The organism is Sinobaca sp. TMA16-18 (genome assembly GCF_059510535.1).
The window spans coordinates 18,639-35,291 of sequence record NZ_JCAKFM010000008.1 but is presented as its reverse complement, the minus strand read 5'-3'; the positions used below and the strand labels follow the sequence as shown (position 1 = coordinate 35,291).

The window sequence follows — 16,653 nt, the reverse complement described above, 5'->3', positions numbered from 1 at the left end:
CTATACTGTTTTCCCCTGTTCTTTCAGACCGTCCCATTCGCTTGCCTGAATGAGTGCCTTCGTATAATTGTGGCGGTTCCGGCTCCAGGTCTCACTTTTATAAAAATCGTCTACGATCCGTCCTTCTTTCATCACAAGAATCCGGTCTGCCAGCTGATGCAGGACGGCTATATCATGGCTGATGCAGAGTACTCCCCGGTCCGGATCAGCGCTTTCATGCTGCAAAAGATGCAGGACCTCGGCCTGAGACACGGTATCCAAATTAGAAGTAGGCTCATCAAGCAGCAGAAAGGCCGGATTAATGCTGAGCGCTCTGGCAATGTGTACTCTCTGCTGCTGCCCTCCGGACAGTGCTTCCGGCTTCCGGTCCAGCATATCCGGCTCTAGACCGACCCGTATCATCCATTCTTCGGCAAAGTGCCGTTCCCTGCCATTCGTGTATTCTTTTCCTCGTTCAGGAAGATTAAGAACTGGTTCCAGCAGGGTGTGAAGCGTATTTTTTCCGGGCAAAAAGCTGCGCACATCATGCTGCAGAACAGCCTGTGTCTGCCGGCGGAACCTTCTTTTTTCAGCTTTTCCGGCGAATAGAACCGACATATCCTTCAAGGTAATGGACCCTTCCCCGGCTGGAAGCAGCCCCAGCGCCAGTTTTACGAGCGTGCTTTTTCCCGAACCACTTTCCCCGGCTATACCAATCGTTTCTCCCGGAAACAGTTTAAAGCTTATCCCTTCGACGCCGCTTTCTGTTTTCGGGTAGTGATAGGAGACATCTTTCATTTCAAACAACGGTTTCACTGTGCTCCCTCCCTTCTAATGGAAGAACGAAGCACGGGCACTGCCCGGCAGAGACCGCGGGTTACTTCATGCTTTGGAGTCGTTAACACGCTGTCAGGCCTGCCGGATTCTACGATTTCGCCCTCGGCCATAATCGAAACCTTGTCGGCAAATCGAAGCACTTCTCTTAAGTCGTGGGAAATCATTAGAATGGCACAGCCTTTTTCTTTTTGCAGCGTTTGAAACAGCTCCATAATATGAGCCGATGTTAACACGTCCAGCGCCGAGGTAGGCTCATCTGCAATAATCAAAGCAGGATTGGTGAGCCAGGCGACTGCTAAAGCAACCCGCTGCACCTGTCCCCCGCTTAACTCCGACGGGTACTGCTTTAATATCGATGCCGGCAGCAGCACGACGTCCAGTGCCTCTTCCATCTTTTTGCGCCGCTCCTTCTTTTTCAGACCGGGCCGCTGCACTTTCAAGATGTCCTCCCACTGTTTATAAATAGAAAGAAGTGGAAAAAAGGAAGAGCGTGCATCTTGAAAAACATATGCCATATGACGGCTGACAATGTGCCGGCGCAGCTTGTCCGGAGACTGGATTAAATCCTCCCCCTGAAAGAGGACAGCCCCGGAAGAAATGCTCAAAGCAGAAGGAAGAAGATTCGGATATACGGACAGAGCCGTCAGGCTTTTGCCGGCTCCACTCGGACCCGCGATAGCGTGCCACTCTCCTTTTTTAACCGATAAGGAAACCTGTTTGACCAGCTGCTGGGAAGCTGATGCAACGGTCAATTTATCCATTTCCAGCACGCTCCTTCTCCTCCTTTGCTTCTGTTTCTTCTTTCAAAAAACTATCACGCCACTTATCCCCGGCACTTTGAAACAACAAGGCTGTTCCTACAACAGCAAGACCCGGAATGATCAACAGCCTTGGAGAACCTGCAAAATAAGCTCTGGATTCATTGAGCATAGCGCCCCATTCCGGTAAAGGCGGCTGGGCACCAAGTCCGATATAGGAAAGCGAAGCAATCAGAAGCATTACTTTTCCTACATCAGTCGTAGACATGACTAAAAGATGACTTCGTACTGCAGGAAGCACGTGCGCTTTAATAATCGCGGCCGTCGAGCTTCCATTGATAATAGACAAAAGTACAGCCTGCCCCTGAGTGACTTCCCTGGTTATTCCTCTTACAAGGTAGCTGTATTGAATCCATTTAACGAGCACTACCGCGATAACGACATTAAAAAGGCCGGGTCCAAGAACAGCACTTAACAACAGTGCCAAAAGAAAGTCCGGAAAAGCCAGAAAAGAGTCTCCGATACGGGTAAACAGCCGGTCCATCCAGCCGCCTTTTATTCCTGCAAGTATCCCTGCCGGCACACCAAGAACTACACTTAAAAGAATCGCGAGTAGGCTGAAACCGATCGTATAGGAGGCGCCTTCGAGCATTCGGGCCAATAGGTCCCTGCCAAGCTGGTCGGTGCCAAGCCAATGCGCGGTTGACGGGCCCTGGAGACGATCCGGTACAGACACGGTGGAACTGCTGACAGGCCAGAGCCAGGAAAGGATAAGAATAAAGAAAACGAAAAGAAATAACCACAAGTATATTCGGGAGGAAAGAGCTTTTTTCATTAAAACGTCCTCCCCTCTGTTCTGCGCCCCGGTGCTATCCATTTCAGCAGCAGATCACTGCTTAACTGAATCAGCGAAACTGCGGCCGCCATCAGGACCGTATAGCCCTGAATGACCGGGATATCCCGTCTCGTAATCGAATCGACAATCAGTGAGCCTGCTCCCGGGTAGCCGAAGACGACTTCAATCACAACAGTGCCGCCGATTAAGCTGCTTATGCTGACTCCCAGCACGGAAATCACCGGAACAAGGGCCGCCCGGAACGTATATTTCCAGCGCAGCTTCCGACTTGAAATACCGCGCGCGGATATCGCACGAAGTGAAGGCTCTTCCAATGCCTCCAGAAAACTTGAACGGATCAGCCTGATATAAAAGGAGGCCATTCCGAGTCCAAGCGTCAGAGAAGGCAGCAGCAGATGCCACCACGTCCCGGCTCCAATCGCCGGAAGCCATCCCAGCTGTACTGCAAAAAGCTGAATCAAAATCAGCCCAATTAAAAAGTTGGGCACAGAAGCCCCTGTCACGGCAAGCAGCCTCGCAGATTTGTCTATCCAGGAGCCCCGGGAAAGAGCGGCCGCTACTCCGGTTGGAACAGCGATCACGGCAGCAATCAAAAATGCTCCTGCGCTCATATAAAGGGTGGCGGGAAGCGCCCTCATAATCATCGTAAAGGCAGGCTCCTGTGTTACATAAGAGGCCCCCCAGTCGAGCAGAATAAAACTGCCGAGCCAGGTGGTGTACTGTTCAAAAATGGAGTCATTCATTCCCAGATCCTGCCGCACCTCATTGAGCTGTTCCTGGGTGACTGCAACGTCTTCTGCGCGGAGAATAGTAGAGGCCGGATCTCCCGGTGCGAGATTAATCAGCAGAAAGCTGATCGTTGAAAAGATCCATAGAAAAAGCAAAAAGCTGACGGCCTGTCTGCCGATTATTTTCATTCTTCCACCCCGACCTCATTTGTCAGCATATAATACTCACTCGGGCTCGTTTTCCATCCCGTTATGTTTTCCTGCATGGCAACACTGTTAGACGGATGGACAATAAAGGAATGATAATGTTTGTCCAGTATCAGCTCTGTCGCTTCCACGGCGTAGCCATCTCTTGCTTCCGGATCCGACTCCGCATTAAATGAGTCAATGATCTCTGCCAGCTGTGGGTCCTCCAGTCCTCCGAAATTAAGTCCGCCGTCAGCAGTGTAGGCTGTATTTAAAAAGTAGCCGGCGTCTCCCCTTGGTGCGGTTACATAGCTGTAGAGAGCAAGATCCCAAGAATCGTTCGACATGAGGTAATCATCAATCTGCTCATTTAATTGAATATCAATCGTTATGCCGGCCTGTTCCGCAAGGTCCTGCAGAATCTGCGCCGCTATCGGAAGTTCAGGTCTTGCCGAATACGTGACTAATGAAAATTCGAGCGCTTCTCCATCCTTTACCACTCTGCCGTCTTCCAGAGTATAACCTGCCTCTTCCAGCAGGGCAGAAGCTTCTTCGATTCTGTTTTCGTTTTCTTCCTTATTTGCGGCAAACGAGAAATCTTCGAGGAATGGCCCCAGTGCTTCTTCCGCTTCTCCATTCATTGCTTCTACAACAGCTTCCCGGTCAATCAGAATATCCAGCGCCTCTCTCACGTTTTCATCCTGCAGGGCAGGATTGTCCATCTGGTAGAGCAGCTGATGCGTTCGGAGGCTTGATACAGTATTCACCTGAAACTCCTCTGCTGCAGCTTCTGTTTCCTCTACAGGCGGTCTATACACAATGTCAGCGTCTCCTGAACGAAGGGCGGCCATCCGCGAGTTGGCATCTTCATTAAATAGAACCGTCGCTTCCTCCACCTGCGCCGCCCCGTCCCAATACTCATCGTAACGGGTTAATTCGAGATCTTGATTGGCCCGGAACGATTCCACTTCAAAAGGTCCTGTCCCTATAACGTCCTCTTCCTCTTTAAAAATAGCTGTGTTTGGATGAACAAGTTCTGAAGGAAGAAAATGATTGGTTTCTTCTGTCGTGATGGTAAGCTCCTGCCCTTCTGCTTCCATTGAAGAAATGCCAAGCGCTTCCTGCATTGCCGGGCTCTGCTCTATTGTTTCTTCTAAAGAAGCCCTGACTGCTTCCGCATCCAGCGCTGTGCCGTCCTGAAAGGTAATATCTTCTTTTATTTGAAAGGTCCATGTGTTATTTCCAGTGTCTTCCCATGATTCTGCAAGCCACGGCTCGATGCCTTCTTCTCCAGTATAGGCAAGCGTTTCTGCTATCCCCATCCGTACAGACGTATAGTTGGCATCCACTGCCGGGTTCAATACTTCGGTAGGGTAATGAAAAGCAAAGGTAACAGAGGACTCAGACTTCTGTTCATCTGCTCCCGGAGCCTGGCAGGCAGAAAGCACAAGGCTTGAAACGGCTAAGTAAACCGGCCATTTTTTCACGTCACTTACCCCTCTCAGCTGTCTATGTATATAGTGCATTTTATCATGTACATCCCATTAATTAAATCGTAATCATTACTATTCGTCAAGCAGAAACATTTTTTATACAAAAAAGCCTTCCCGGGTTTTCCAGGAAGGCTTACGCTTTCGTTATCCAATCACTTCTACAGGACCGTGATCATCCACATGGTCGTCATGTTTGTGATGCAGCCTGCCGTCAACCAGATAGTCGTAATGGTCACCGTGGGGAATTAATTCATGGCCGCAGTCTTCATTATGATCACACGGCGATTCAACCTGTACACACTCTGACGGGTTTTCTTCTGTCACTTCTATTTTACACTCATCCCAGTGGTCTTCGTGTCCGTGATGAAGGTGGCTGCCGTGCAGATAGTCTACATGGCCGTTATGCTTTATCTTCGTATGACCGCAGGCAAGGCTGTGTTTGTGAGAATGATTATCGTGCGTATGATGTTCCATAAATATTCCTCCTTTTTTAGTATCGTATCATTTTTTTATCTGAAAATTCCTTATTCAAAGTGGTTACGATTTGTTCCTTCTTTCACAGTTACACACATTTTCACACAAGTACCATTTTTTCACACATTGTTACATTTTCATAACATATGTATCCGACCTATTGTTTAAGACTTAAGTCCCCTATATACTCAACATATACAAAATTACTCTGGAGGTGAACATTGCGTTAGAAAGCTGAGTTTCGCATGAGCATACATACTAATTTTCACTGACACCTATCATGATGCAGCGTAACGCAAGATACAATGAAGAAAATAGCCATATCTACGATGCTCGCTGCGATTCTACTTTTCACCCCGACTATGGCTGATGCCGCTCTCGGAGACCAGACCCTTCGACAGGGAATGAGGCATTCTGATGTGTCTGAGCTGCAGCAATGGCTCAGTTCCAAAGGCTTTCAGGCCGGCGCAGCCGATGGAATATTCGGTGCCCAAACGGGGAATGCTTTAAAATCCTATCAGAGAAGTGCAGGAATAGGTGCTGACGGCATTGCCGGTCCACAAACATTCAGCAAAATGAAAGTTTCTTCCGGTTCTTCTTCGTCTAATGTAACAAAGGCTCCTGCCGCTTCCACGAGCAGCAGCGCTTTATCCAGAGTGCTTCGTCAGGGCAGCCGTGGAAATGACGTAAAGACCCTTCAGCAGTCGTTGAACAGCAAAGGTTTTAACAGCGGAACCGCTGACGGGGTATTCGGTGCCCGCACTACAAGCGCGGTCCGCTCATTTCAATCAGCCGCTAAGCTTTCCGTTGACGGGGTAGCCGGCGCAAGAACGTTCAACGCCCTTAAAGGCAATATAAGAGCCTCTTCTTCCGGAAACAGCACACAGGTTTCCAGTACTAAGGCACCTGCTCCTGCTTCCAGCGGATTCATTGTACCGGCAAGCGGCAGAATCAGCTCAGAGTTCGGGTCAAGGAACGGTTCTTCTCATCATGGAATTGATGTAGCTCAAGGCAATCGTTCAAATGTAAGCATTGCAGCTTCTGCTTCCGGAACCGTAACGTCTGCAAGATTTATGACTGGATACGGAAATACAGTTATTGTTTCCCACACGATTGGCGGCAGACATTTTAATACGCTGTATGCCCATTTGAAATCATTCAATGTATCCGCCGGCCAAAGCGTCCGTCAGGGCCAGTCGATCGGAATTATGGGCAGCACCGGCCGTTCTTCCGGTCCGCACCTGCATTTTGAAATTCACGAAGGCAGCTGGAACGTCAGCAAATCAAACGTCGTTAACCCTAGAAAGTACATTTCCTTTTAAATAACGCAAAAAAGCCATCCGCGGCGGATGGCTTTTTTTATGAATACATTTCTGCACTTCTGTTGTATGCGGAAGCTTCAACCGTAAAACCTGCATCTTTAATAAAAGCGATGTCTTTTTCCCATTCCTGGCCTTTTGTCGTCAAGTAATCACCGAGAAATACAGAATTGGCCGCATATAAAGCCATCGGCTGCAGGGAACGAAGCTTCTCCTCACGCCCGCCGGCAATACGGATTTCTTTAGCAGGAAGGATAAACCGGGCGAGAGCCGCTATCTGTAGACAGCGCAAGGGAGTCAGCAGATCCCTGCCTTCGAAAGCCGTCCCATCGATAGCATGCAAAAAATTAATCGGTACAGAATCGGCATCGATGTCTCTTAAGGAGAACAGCATGTCTACTATGTCTTCTTCTGTTTCCCCCATTCCTGCGATAATACCGGAGCACGGAGATATCCCAGCCTGTTTTACCGCCTGAATGGTATCTGTACGATCTTTAAAGGTATGAGTGGTTACGACATTTTCATGAAAGCGGCTGGACGTATTAATATTGTGGTTATACCGGTCCACGCCGGACGTATGAAGCGCCTCGGCCTGCTCTGTTTCCAAAAGGCCGAGACAGGCGCAAAGCTTCAGGCCGGTCGTCGCTTTAATTTCCTGCACCGCTTCCATCACAACAGTCAGTTCTTTTTTAGCCGGTCCCCTGCCGCTTGCTACAATACAATAAGTCCCGGCTCCTCTGGCATCTGCCTCTCTGGCGCCTTCCACGATTTCTTCTTTAGACCGTATTTTGTATTTAGGAATAACCGCGGCCGAGTCTTTGGATTGAGAGCAGTACCCGCAGTTTTCCGGGCAGAGCCCTGATTTGATATTAATTAAAGAGTTGAGCTTTACTTCATTTTTGTAATAGTAATAACGAATTTGATAAGCTGCATTCAGCTGGCCCAGTATTTCTGTATCGTCTTCCTGTAAAAATGCGAGCGCCTCTTTTCTTGTCAGCTGGTCGCGGTCCTTTATAATTCGGTCCGCCCGTCCCATCCAGGAAATTCCCACTAAGCGACTCCGCCTTTTGTGGAAGGCATCCGCTTTTTCGCATACATTGAATGGTAGACCCGCAGGCTGAACCAGGCGGCGAGAAAGGCCAATACAATATCTTTAGGCAGCGGCACCATCATCCAGGCCCAGGCCATCCAATAAGAAAACGCTTCCGGGGCAGCAAACCAAAGCATGTAAGCCATATACATCCAGTTTGTGCCAATAAGATAGTTGACCGCTGTACCCAATAGAGCGGCCGCAGCCAACCGTTTAAACGTCCGGTTATGCTCGGTCAGCTTTCCGACTATGTACGCTGTTGCAATATAAGATAGTATAAATCCAAATGTAGGTGAGAAAATGGTACCAATGCCTCCGGACCATTGAGCGAATACAGGCATACCTGCCAGTCCAATCAATACGTAAATAACAATCGCAAGCGCCCCGTATTTTTTTCCTAAGAATAAACCGGCAGACACACTTACGGCTGTCTGCAGGGTGATTGGCACCCCTCCAATTACTAAAAATGGCACCATCGATGTAATATTGGCTCCAATCATCATCATCGCTGCAAAAAAAGATGCTAAAATCATTCCATGTAAATGTGAACGAACAATCATTTTCTTTCCTCCCTATTCAATATGTCTTAGTATATACAAAATGAATATGTATTGTAAACCTATTATTATAAAAGGTTTACAATATATACAAAAAAGAACAGCCGCACCAAACGGCTGTTCTTTTTATTTATTATGATTCAGGCAGCCCGGTGGCTTTTCCTTCTTTTGCTTTTTCTCCTCTATCTACTACGTAGGCACATGTAGCATCACCTGTAATATTCAAGGCTGTACGAAGCATATCAAGCAGTCTGTCTACACCAAGGATCAAGGCAATACCTTCGACCGGCAGACCTACCTGCTGAAGGACCAGCGAGAGCATAATCAGGCCAACACCCGGCACACCGGCGGTTCCAATACTAGCCAGCGTAGCCGTAAGAACGACCATTACCAATTGGGAGACGCCTAATTCCACGCCGTATACCTGAGCAATAAAGATGGTAGCTACTGCCTGCATAATGGCCGTGCCATCCATGTTGATGGTGGCACCGAGCGGCTGGACGAAACTGCTGACAGGTTTACTGACTCCCAGATTTTCCTGCGCCGTTTTCATCGAAATCGGCAGGGCACCACTTGAACTGGACAAACTAAACGCCACGGTCATAGCCGGGAAGAAGTTTTTGAAGAACGTAAGCGGGTTTGTTTTCCCAAGCCACGCAATAGCTATGCTGTACGTAATGGCTGCATGAAGTATCAATGCCCCAATAACAGTGAGCATGTACATGCCCATAGACTGAAGTCCATCAATTCCTGCGTCTCCAAGAGCGGACGCAATTAAAGCAAACGCACCAAACGGTGCTGTGTACATTACGATATTAACAAGGAACATCATTACATCGTTACCCTGTTCGAGTAACTTTTGAATGCCTGCTGTCTTATCGCCAAGGCGTGCCAGGGCGATTCCAAGGAATAGGGCAACAGCAATAATTTGAAGCATTTCTGCGTTAGCCATCGCTTCCACAGGATTGCTTGGAATAATATTCAAAAGTGTATCCATAATCGGTGGAGCGGCTTCCGGTTCATACTCAGCAGCTGCTGTATCGAATATTCCGGCCTGTCCCGGCTGGATAAGATAAGCTAAAGAAAGACCGATCAACAAGGCAATAACCGTTGTCGTAATGTAGAACGTAATGGTCTTAGTACCAATTCTGCCCAGCTGAACGGGATCTTTCAGACTGGCTGTTCCTAAAGCGATAGAGATAAATACAATCGGAACAACGAGCATCGTAATCAGGTTAAGGAAAATCTGGCCGACCGGGGTCAAAATATAAGTATCAATAGTACTAAACACATTATCCGGTACGTAGTTTAAGGCAAGACCTACAATTAGTCCGAGAACAAGTGCAATTAATATGTTTCTTGTTAAATTCTGCATGGTTTCATGCAACCTCCTTTTACAATATAATATGTCGGTATAATGAAAGTGTTTCATTTATTCTTTCTCTTTCCCAGCGTATGAATGGATTTTCTCATCTTAAAAAGAACTGTTGAAAAAAAGAAGAATATACATGTATTATATACTGTTTGCATAAAAATATCCGTTCTTTTTCAGGATTTATTTCATTATTCCGATGTATAAGATAAATTTCCTGGCAGATAATCTCTTTACTATAACAATAAAATTTTCTGCCAAGGGACTCATAAGAGGGAGCGGGTTTATTTTCAACGGAAGTAGTGAATGAGAAGAAAAAGGAGATGAACCGGCATGACACAGCATTTCGTCTTTTATGACGCTTCCTGCCCGCTCTGTTATCATTTAAAGAAAAATTTAAATAAACTGGATAAAAATAACAAGCTGCGCTGGATCGCAGCCCAAACGGCAGAACAGGAACCGGATGCTTATCCTTATCTGCAGGGCAGAAACATTTACGAAGAAATTCATATGCTAACCAGCCAGGGTGTAGTGATGAAAGGATTTTATGCTATCCGCCGCCTATTAATAGAACTCCCCGGAGTAAGGGTTCCAGGAGCTCTCCTGTATCTACCCCTTATAGATAAAGTGGGCTCGCCGCTCTATTTATACGTTTCCAAAAGCAGATTTAAGTGGTTTGGACAATATGACCCGCCCCGGATTAATGAATAAAAAAACGCCTTCGAGGCTTAAACCCCGAAGGTGTTTATATGTTTTACTCTTTTCTATCTACGCTATTATACATTCTATATAGAGTGATAAACAGAATACCGTTTTAAAAGCTTTCAAATCAGGGTAAACAACAGAAAGGAGGTGAAGTTAATGATATGGCTTTTATATGTCAGTATCGCTATCGTTGTACTGGCAATTGTGTTTCTTGCTATTTATGCTATTAAAATTTTCAAAAACACGACAAGTACGATCAAAGAACTCAATACCGTCAGTGGTCGGATTCAATCACGTATTGAATCATTAACTGATAAAGCGGAGGGAATTCAGCAGAAGACAGAGCTTATCAATGAAGATATTGAATACAAAAAGCAATCTGTACAGGTTCTGCTTGATTCTTTTAAAGAAACAAAACCGTCGCTGCGTTCCCTGCAGCACAATGTACGTACGACCAATATGGTTGAAGAGGAAGCAAAAGCTTCTTACTCTTACGAAGTAAACCGAATGCTTGACTGGGGCAATACAGCAATTGATTTGTATTCCAAGTTTGCAACGAAAAAAGAAAGAAAATAGCGTACTATTTTCTTTCTTTTTTACATAATGTGAACCATTCGGAAAGGAGGCCTATATGAACAAACTAAAAGGATATGCGAAAGAACTTGGCCAGGAATTCAAAAAAGATAACGTCACCCTGCTCGGTGCTGCCCAGGCCTATTATTATCTTCTTGCTATTGTACCGCTGATGATTCTGCTGCTGTCGCTTCTTCCTTATTTTAATATTGCACCGGATCGAGCAATGGAAGTAGTAGAAAATGTAATCCCCGGCGAAATGGCCGCTATTTTTGAAGAAAACATTGTAAGTCTCGTTACAACACCGCAGGGCGGTCTTCTCGGTATTGGTATCATTGGAACACTCTGGTCTGCCTCCAATGGTGTTAACGCCTTTATCCAGGCTTCCAATCAGGCGTATGACGTGGAGGAAACGAGATCATTTATTAAAGTAAGACTGATGTCTCTTGCCCTTACTATTGGAATGATTCTAGCTGTTGTGATCGCTTTGGTTCTTCCTATTTTTGGTAACGTCATTATTGATTTTATTAATTCAGTAGTAAATCTTCCGACACAGACAGCCATTTTATTTCAAATTCTGCGCTGGGTGATTAGTATTGCAGCCATGATTATTGTATTGTCGGCACTATATCATTTTGCCCCAAACAAAACGTATCCTTTCAAGGAAATTCTTCCCGGCGCTTTAATAACGGCGGTGCTCTGGCAGGTCATTTCCTTAGGCTTTTCTTTTTATGTCAGCAACTTCGCCAATTATTCCGCGACGTACGGAAGCCTCGGCGGTATTATTGTGTTAATGCTGTGGTTCTACCTGATTGGTATTATTCTCATGGTAGGCGCGGAAATTAACGTTATTATCCATCGTAGAAAAATACGCGAGAAAGCCGAGAAAGATGGCTTTCCTAAAGGAATTGTATAAATGCCCAGCAAAAAACCGGGAAGTCCTGTACAGGGCCTCCCGGTTTTTTTAAATACTTGATCCTTCCGGCTCCGGCTCCCGGCTTTTTCCGAACAATTTATATACAACGAGCAGAAATGCTGCCATAAGAACAGAGAGGTACCAGGGCATTTCCGTTATGGCCCGGCCAAAAGCAGTGTAAATAATGGAGGGCAGCAGGATACCGGCTGTAGAATAGTACATATATTCTTTTAAAGACTTTGTCATTTCTATTAAGTAGAGGGATAACAAATAAAAATGCATAAACGGAAGCAGACGGAGGACCATAACCTGTCCGACGGTTACTTTCCTGTCTCCGATCAGTTTCTCTTTCAATGAAGTAATCTTACGGTGAAGGCTCGGAAAAACATGGATCAGCTTGTAAAAGATAAGGCTTGATAAAGATAAGCCAATCACCGAATACAGTGTCCCGTAAAGAAATCCGAAGAACACGCCGCCTGCCATACATAAGAGCAGCACCGGTATAAATAACATCGGTCTTATCAGGTGAAGAAGAATAAATAAAATAGGCGCCAGCCACCCGGCTTCTTCAATAATAGATTGTATAGAGCCATGTAGAGAATCCAACAAATACCCTCCTCTCTCATAGAATATTTTTAAAGCAGTCATTGTTCGGCAAAGGTTCAACCGTTCGTAAAATCACGTTTCTCTACTATATCACATTCCCTCGGGCGCTCCGCCCGTATTTTTTCCAAAAAAGAAAGCCGCTCCAACAGCAGCTCTTTTTTGATTCTTATGTATTCCTCAACAAGCACACGGCCCATATTTTTTTACGAAGATAAGGGATCCGGCGATATGACGATGGGTATCGCAAACGGATGTTTTTTTACACCAATCAGTACGAAGCAGAGCACAAATAGTACAGCCACCTGGGTGTAGTCGCTAATAAACCAGCCCGGGTGATAAGGGATAATTAACAAAGCGATAAACAATGGCAGAAGCAGAAAAACAGCGGAGCTTCTAATAAAGAAACCAGCAATAATCATTAATCCCGCGAGCATTTCAATAATAGCTGTCAGATGGGCAGCGGAAGAAAACAACGGGGAGGTATCAAACACGTTTAAGTATGTACTGATATCCCAAACCTTTTCCACTCCGGCAGCAATCATAACTAATCCCAGTACCAGCCGAATACTGCATAAAAAGAAAATACGAAAAAAATTCATCATCTCTACTTTTCTCTCCTTTTTTTGCTTCCGTAACAAAAACACCTTCAGTAAATGAAGGTGCGAAATGCCATCCTTACTGTGGGTAACACAGCCAAGTGTAAAAACCTCTTGAATTATAAGTCTTCTTTTTTATTCCGAATCGCTGCTTGAAAACATAAACTGCTTACTATGAAATCGGACGCTCAGGGCAATGCCTACTGCCAGCATAGTCGTAACAAGAGAACTGCCTCCATAACTGATAAAGGGCAGCGTAAACCCGGTCACAGGAAGAAAACCAACGTTCATTCCGATATTTTGAAACACCTGAAATGCAAGCATTCCAACAATGCCTACACATATTAATGTGCCGTAGGTGTGGTGGCATCTAAAGGCAATCATGATGATGAGATAAAGCAGAACAAAATATAAAATAAGCAGCAGTGCGCCTCCAAGAAATCCGGCATTATGACTGATAACAGCGAAAATAAAATCGGTATGCGCCTCAGGCAGATAGATATTTTCGTTGCTTCCTGTAAGGCCGCCTGTTCCTATTAAGGAAATAGCGCGTGCTGCCTGAAATCCTTCATCCACATATTCAAATGGATTCAGCCAGCCGTAAAAGCGGCTCACCTGATAATCAGATAAATTAGCAAACAAAACCGTTTCGACTACGCCCGGAAATCGGAAGAAGGCGAATAAAAACAAAGCCATTCCAAGTATCGGGATTCCAAATAATAGTATGAGAATTTTGTACGTTATACCAGATACAATAAGAAGCGCCGCAAAAATAGCCCCTGTCATCATGATCATTCCCATATCCGGCTGCTGGGTGAGAATAAGAACCGGAGGAATAACCACCATAGCCATTTTACCGAACAGCTTCCAGTCCGTTTGAATCGTACGTTCCTGGTACATACGGTTATGATTATAGATAATTGTACTTAATAACAAAATAACGAATATTTTCATTAATTCAGAAGGCTGAAAATTACCGACAACGGGCAGCGTAAACCAGCGTTTAGCCCCGTTAATGGTTGGTGCAATACTTTCCGGCGCAAATAATAGGACGATGAGAAGAAATAATCCAAACCCATACAGTACCCAGGACATTTTTAAGTAGTATTCAAAATCAATATGCTGGACAACAAAGGTAATCGCAAAAGCGAGCAGAAAAAAAACGGCCTGCCTTATCATGAAATTATTTTCATACTGCGCCATCTCCTGGGCTGTAAAAATAGCCAGGCAGCTGAAGACACCAAATAAAAACAATAAAAACCACATATTCACATCATAACGTTCAACTGGTTTTGCTTTCATGTGACCCCCTGGTACGTTCATTTTTATGCCTCTTTTATTTTACGAGCGAATAATTCGTTTTGTTTCATTTTTTCTGCAATTGTATTGATCTATAAGGAAAGAATTCGTGAAACACACGCTGAAATCATGTAAGCTAGCAGAAGAAACGATACAAAAAGGAGATACATTATGTCTGATTACATTGTCATTGGAGCAGGAATTCTCGGTGCTTCCACAGCGTATCACCTGGCCGCTTCCGGAGCAAACGTCACTGTAGTGGATCGGGCGCATGCCGGCCAGGCAACTGATGCGGGTGCTGGTATCGTATGCCCATGGCTTTCTCAAAGAAGAAACAAACCATGGTATTTTCTGGCCCGGAACGGCGCTGCCTATTACCCGGATTTGATTAAACAGCTGGAGGCACTGGGCCAGCATGATACCGGTTATAAAAGCACGGGTGCCTTAAGCCTGCACCGGGATGGCAACCGAAAAGCAAAAACCGCGGAAAGAGCCATCAAGCGTCGGGAACAGGCGCCGGAAATCGGCCACGTTTTCTCATTAAATGAAAAACAAACAAAGCAGGCCTTTCCTCTTTTAGCAGACCATTACCAATCTGTTTATGTAAGCGGAGGAGCGAGAGTAAACGGCCGCGCTCTCCGTCTGGCACTGCTGGAAGCGGCCCGCCAGCTGGGAGCTTCCTGGGTGCAGGGAGAAGAAGCGTCTCTTATTCATGATAACCGTACGGTACAGGGCGTCACCGTGAACAATGAGAACTACTATGCAGACCGCGTGATTCTTACAGGCGGCGCCTGGGCGGATCAATGTCTGGAGCCGCTCGGCCTTTCTTTTGCGGTAGAGTCCCAGAAGGCCCAGATTATGCATATGCAGATCGAAAATACCGCCACGGAAAACTGGCCGGTCGTTATCCCTTCCGGCCCTCATTATATGGTGCCTTTTTCCAATGGCCATATTGTTGTCGGTGCTACTCACGAAGATTATGCCACCACCGCCCAGCCTACGGCTGCAGGTTACCTCGAGCTTCTTGAAAGTGCCCTTCACATGGCACCGGGCCTGAGAAAAAGCATGATTAAAGAAGTTCGTGTCGGCTTCCGTCCCTCCACGCCGGGCTTTCTGCCGGTAATTGGTTTTGTACCGGAAACAAAAGGACTTCTGGCCGCTAACGGCCTGGGCGCTTCCGGATTAACAACCGGCCCGTTTCTTGGAGCCGAGCTGGCCAGACTTGCGATGGACCAGGAGATCAGCCTGTCTCTGGAAGACTACAGCATAGAAGGAGCCATACAGCCCGCTGCCCGTATATAAACAACCCGGCCACGGCTGGCTTTTATCCACTCTTTCGGTCTGCTATAATAAGGAGAATTTGAGTAGATAAATAGTAAAGCAGCTGCCTGCTTTATGTACTATAGAAACGGAGATAGTCACATGAACGTGCATGATAAATGGAACGGACAAAACTGGCGCTGGATCGATCATTCCAGCTCCGGTCTTCAATATCACCCGCTGCAGTCCTTTGCGCTTGATGACACACTCTGTACAAGCGTCGGAGAAGGACTCTCCGACCCGGTAATGCGGTCCTGGGTTCATTCTCCTACTGTTGTCTTGGGGATTCAGGACAGCCGCCTCCCACATATTATGGAAGGATGCCGTTATCTGGAAGAACAGGGCTACCGCGTTATTGTACGGAATTCAGGCGGCCTTGCGGTCGTGCTCGATGAAGGCATCTACAATCTTTCTCTTATTATGAAAGAAGAGCGCGGTATTTCCATTAACAGCGGCTACGACTTTATGTGGGAGCTGATGAAAGAAGTGTTTTCTGATGCGCCGCTTCCTATTGAAGCTTACGAAGTGGTCGGCTCCTACTGCCCCGGAACATATGACCTTAGTATGGGAGGCCGGAAGTTTGCCGGCATTTCCCAGCGCCGCATCCGCGGCGGAATCGCCGTCCAAATTTACCTGGCCGTCACCGAATACGGCGAAGAACGGGCGGAACTGCTGAAAGAATTCTATTCCATCGTTGTTAACGGCGAATCGGTGCGCTATGAATGGCCGAGGATTAACCCGAAGGTCATGTCCTCTCTTTCTGAACTATACGACAGACCGCTCGACATCCAGGACGTCACAAAGCGTTTGTTGACCACTGTCGTCTACGGGCACGGGGCCAGACTCCAAACGTCGACCCTCACATCCAGAGAGCTCCAGCAGTTTGACTCGCTTTATCAGCGGGTCGTGGATCGAAACGACAAAGCCCTCACATAGCATGGCTGCACCAGCTGGTACCTTTATCGCTCAACGATAGAGGTGCTTTTTTT

General features: G+C 46.4%; 18 protein-coding genes. 6 read left to right on the top strand and 12 right to left on the bottom strand.

The features are described from left to right. The 6 genes from AC5W14_RS13775 to AC5W14_RS13750 form a co-directional block, all read right to left on the bottom strand. A complete protein-coding gene (locus AC5W14_RS13775) occupies positions 1-795 on the bottom strand; it encodes an ABC transporter ATP-binding protein (RefSeq protein ID WP_496194775.1) in 795 nt (264 codons plus the stop codon). Next, entirely contained in the window at positions 792-1,577 is a 786-nt protein-coding gene (locus AC5W14_RS13770; protein WP_496194845.1) for an ATP-binding cassette domain-containing protein, read from the bottom strand. The genes AC5W14_RS13775 and AC5W14_RS13770 overlap by 4 nt, the downstream gene beginning before the upstream one ends. Further along, positions 1,570-2,409, bottom strand: a complete 840-nt coding sequence (locus AC5W14_RS13765) for an ABC transporter permease (RefSeq protein WP_496194774.1) — start codon at positions 2,407-2,409, stop codon at positions 1,570-1,572. The genes AC5W14_RS13770 and AC5W14_RS13765 overlap by 8 nt, the downstream gene beginning before the upstream one ends. Further along, complete coding sequence (nikB, locus tag AC5W14_RS13760) at positions 2,409-3,347, bottom strand: nickel ABC transporter permease (protein ID WP_496058091.1); 939 nt, start codon at positions 3,345-3,347, stop codon at positions 2,409-2,411. Before nikB ends, AC5W14_RS13765 begins: the two co-directional genes overlap by 1 nt. Beyond that, positions 3,344-4,831 (bottom strand): nickel ABC transporter substrate-binding protein, encoded by a 1,488-nt coding sequence (gene nikA / locus AC5W14_RS13755; RefSeq protein WP_496194773.1) that lies wholly within the window; start codon positions 4,829-4,831, stop codon positions 3,344-3,346. The genes nikB and nikA overlap by 4 nt, the downstream gene beginning before the upstream one ends. 150 nt (positions 4,832-4,981) lie before the next feature. Continuing rightward, positions 4,982-5,311 (bottom strand): hypothetical protein, encoded by a 330-nt coding sequence (locus tag AC5W14_RS13750; protein WP_496058093.1) that lies wholly within the window; start codon positions 5,309-5,311, stop codon positions 4,982-4,984. A 305-nt stretch (positions 5,312-5,616) separates the two neighbouring features. Here AC5W14_RS13750 and AC5W14_RS13745 point away from each other — a divergent pair, with 305 nt between their 5' ends. Next, positions 5,617-6,633, top strand: coding sequence for a peptidoglycan-binding protein (locus AC5W14_RS13745; RefSeq protein WP_496194772.1), 1,017 nt, complete (start codon positions 5,617-5,619; stop codon positions 6,631-6,633). A gap of 37 nt (positions 6,634-6,670) precedes the next feature. On the opposite strand, the gene bioB is transcribed toward AC5W14_RS13745, so the two are convergent. The 3 genes from bioB to AC5W14_RS13730 all read right to left on the bottom strand — a co-directional run bounded on the left by bioB (position 6,671) and on the right by AC5W14_RS13730 (position 9,652). Further along, positions 6,671-7,666 carry a biotin synthase BioB gene (gene bioB, locus AC5W14_RS13740; RefSeq protein ID WP_496194844.1) on the bottom strand — a complete coding sequence of 332 codons (996 nt, stop codon included), beginning with the start codon at positions 7,664-7,666 and terminating at the stop codon, positions 6,671-6,673. 14 nt (positions 7,667-7,680) lie between these two features. After that, positions 7,681-8,280: a biotin transporter BioY gene (locus AC5W14_RS13735; RefSeq protein ID WP_496194771.1), complete on the bottom strand. Its 600-nt coding sequence runs from the start codon at positions 8,278-8,280 to the stop codon at positions 7,681-7,683. A gap of 130 nt (positions 8,281-8,410) precedes the next feature. Next, positions 8,411-9,652, bottom strand: a complete 1,242-nt coding sequence (locus AC5W14_RS13730) for a dicarboxylate/amino acid:cation symporter (RefSeq protein ID WP_496194770.1) — start codon at positions 9,650-9,652, stop codon at positions 8,411-8,413. 330 nt (positions 9,653-9,982) lie between these two features. Between AC5W14_RS13730 and AC5W14_RS13725 the strand changes: the two genes are divergently transcribed. From AC5W14_RS13725 to AC5W14_RS13715, 3 genes are all read left to right on the top strand, one after another. Beyond that, the gene (locus AC5W14_RS13725) at positions 9,983-10,360 is read left to right on the top strand and encodes a thiol-disulfide oxidoreductase DCC family protein (RefSeq protein WP_496194769.1); all 378 of its coding nucleotides are present in this window, start codon (positions 9,983-9,985) and stop codon (positions 10,358-10,360) included. 150 nt (positions 10,361-10,510) lie between these two features. Beyond that, a complete protein-coding gene (locus tag AC5W14_RS13720) occupies positions 10,511-10,930 on the top strand; it encodes a DUF948 domain-containing protein (RefSeq protein ID WP_496058101.1) in 420 nt (139 codons plus the stop codon). A 55-nt stretch (positions 10,931-10,985) separates the two neighbouring features. Then, a complete protein-coding gene (locus AC5W14_RS13715; RefSeq protein WP_496058102.1) occupies positions 10,986-11,843 on the top strand; it encodes a YihY/virulence factor BrkB family protein in 858 nt (285 codons plus the stop codon). A 48-nt stretch (positions 11,844-11,891) separates the two neighbouring features. Here AC5W14_RS13715 and AC5W14_RS13710 read toward each other — a convergent pair whose 3' ends face one another. The 3 genes from AC5W14_RS13710 to AC5W14_RS13700 all read right to left on the bottom strand — a co-directional run bounded on the left by AC5W14_RS13710 (position 11,892) and on the right by AC5W14_RS13700 (position 14,347). Next, positions 11,892-12,449 carry a TVP38/TMEM64 family protein gene (locus AC5W14_RS13710; protein WP_496194768.1) on the bottom strand — a complete coding sequence of 186 codons (558 nt, stop codon included), beginning with the start codon at positions 12,447-12,449 and terminating at the stop codon, positions 11,892-11,894. Positions 12,450-12,652: 203 nt separating this feature from the next. Further along, entirely contained in the window at positions 12,653-13,051 is a 399-nt protein-coding gene (locus tag AC5W14_RS13705; protein WP_496194767.1) for a DoxX family protein, read from the bottom strand. Between the two features lie 129 nt (positions 13,052-13,180). Further along, the gene (locus AC5W14_RS13700) at positions 13,181-14,347 is read right to left on the bottom strand and encodes an FtsW/RodA/SpoVE family cell cycle protein (RefSeq protein ID WP_496194766.1); all 1,167 of its coding nucleotides are present in this window, start codon (positions 14,345-14,347) and stop codon (positions 13,181-13,183) included. Positions 14,348-14,515: 168 nt separating this feature from the next. Here AC5W14_RS13700 and AC5W14_RS13695 point away from each other — a divergent pair, with 168 nt between their 5' ends. Further along, complete coding sequence (locus AC5W14_RS13695; protein WP_496058106.1) at positions 14,516-15,646, top strand: NAD(P)/FAD-dependent oxidoreductase; 1,131 nt, start codon at positions 14,516-14,518, stop codon at positions 15,644-15,646. Positions 15,647-15,766: 120 nt separating this feature from the next. Further along, complete coding sequence (locus AC5W14_RS13690; RefSeq protein WP_496194765.1) at positions 15,767-16,600, top strand: lipoate--protein ligase family protein; 834 nt, start codon at positions 15,767-15,769, stop codon at positions 16,598-16,600. Positions 16,601-16,653 lie beyond the last annotated feature (53 nt).

Excerpts from the sequence above, each read along its gene's own strand:
- AC5W14_RS13770 (WP_496194845.1), bottom strand. The coding sequence starts at position 1,577 with ATGGATAAATTGACCGTTGCATCAGCTTCCCAGCAGCTGGTCAAACAG.
- AC5W14_RS13765 (WP_496194774.1), bottom strand. The coding sequence starts at position 2,409 with ATGAAAAAAGCTCTTTCCTCCCGAATATACTTGTGGTTATTTCTTTTC.
- nikB (WP_496058091.1), bottom strand. The coding sequence starts at position 3,347 with ATGAAAATAATCGGCAGACAGGCCGTCAGCTTTTTGCTTTTTCTATGG.
- AC5W14_RS13750 (WP_496058093.1), bottom strand. The coding sequence starts at position 5,311 with ATGGAACATCATACGCACGATAATCATTCTCACAAACACAGCCTTGCC.
- AC5W14_RS13745 (WP_496194772.1), top strand. The coding sequence starts at position 5,617 with ATGAAGAAAATAGCCATATCTACGATGCTCGCTGCGATTCTACTTTTC.
- bioB (WP_496194844.1), bottom strand. The coding sequence starts at position 7,666 with ATGGGACGGGCGGACCGAATTATAAAGGACCGCGACCAGCTGACAAGA.
- AC5W14_RS13735 (WP_496194771.1), bottom strand. The coding sequence starts at position 8,280 with ATGATTGTTCGTTCACATTTACATGGAATGATTTTAGCATCTTTTTTT.
- AC5W14_RS13730 (WP_496194770.1), bottom strand. The coding sequence starts at position 9,652 with ATGCAGAATTTAACAAGAAACATATTAATTGCACTTGTTCTCGGACTA.
- AC5W14_RS13725 (WP_496194769.1), top strand. The coding sequence starts at position 9,983 with ATGACACAGCATTTCGTCTTTTATGACGCTTCCTGCCCGCTCTGTTAT.
- AC5W14_RS13720 (WP_496058101.1), top strand. The coding sequence starts at position 10,511 with ATGATATGGCTTTTATATGTCAGTATCGCTATCGTTGTACTGGCAATT.
- AC5W14_RS13715 (WP_496058102.1), top strand. The coding sequence starts at position 10,986 with ATGAACAAACTAAAAGGATATGCGAAAGAACTTGGCCAGGAATTCAAA.
- AC5W14_RS13705 (WP_496194767.1), bottom strand. The coding sequence starts at position 13,051 with ATGATGAATTTTTTTCGTATTTTCTTTTTATGCAGTATTCGGCTGGTA.
- AC5W14_RS13700 (WP_496194766.1), bottom strand. The coding sequence starts at position 14,347 with ATGAAAGCAAAACCAGTTGAACGTTATGATGTGAATATGTGGTTTTTA.
- AC5W14_RS13695 (WP_496058106.1), top strand. The coding sequence starts at position 14,516 with ATGTCTGATTACATTGTCATTGGAGCAGGAATTCTCGGTGCTTCCACA.
- AC5W14_RS13690 (WP_496194765.1), top strand. The coding sequence starts at position 15,767 with ATGAACGTGCATGATAAATGGAACGGACAAAACTGGCGCTGGATCGAT.